This window comes from Streptomyces blattellae (assembly GCF_009709555.1).
GTDB lineage: Bacteria > Actinomycetota > Actinomycetes > Streptomycetales > Streptomycetaceae > Streptomyces > Streptomyces blattellae.
In genome coordinates this window covers 1-286 of the sequence record NZ_WJBG01000033.1, presented here as the reverse complement: position 1 = coordinate 286, position 286 = coordinate 1, and the positions used below count along the sequence as shown (strand labels likewise).

Sequence of the window (286 nt, the reverse complement as noted above, 5' to 3'; positions counted from 1 at the left end):
GGTGCAGGCCGCCGCGAGGGCGACGAGGTTGCGGGCTGCGTTCTCGTCCCGGTCCAGGACCAGACCGCAGACGTCGCAGGTGAAGACTCGTACGTGCAGCGGCAGCTTGGCTTTCACCGCGCCGCAGTCCGAGCAGGTCTTTGAGGAGGGGTACCAGCGGCCTGCCACGATGGTGCGGCAGGCGTTGCGCTGGCCCTTGTAGGTGAGCTGGCGCCGGATCTCCCCGAACCCGGCATCGGCCACGCGGCGGGCGAGCCGCTTGTTGCGCAGCATCCCGGCGACGTTG

General features: G+C 70.3%; 1 protein-coding gene. It reads right to left on the bottom strand.

Annotation, left to right across the window (positions count from 1 at the left end):
• Positions 1-273: RNA-guided endonuclease InsQ/TnpB family protein (locus GFH49_RS00880; protein WP_230396092.1), on the bottom strand; the 273-nt coding region annotated here is incomplete at its 3' end.
• Positions 274-286 lie beyond the last annotated feature (13 nt).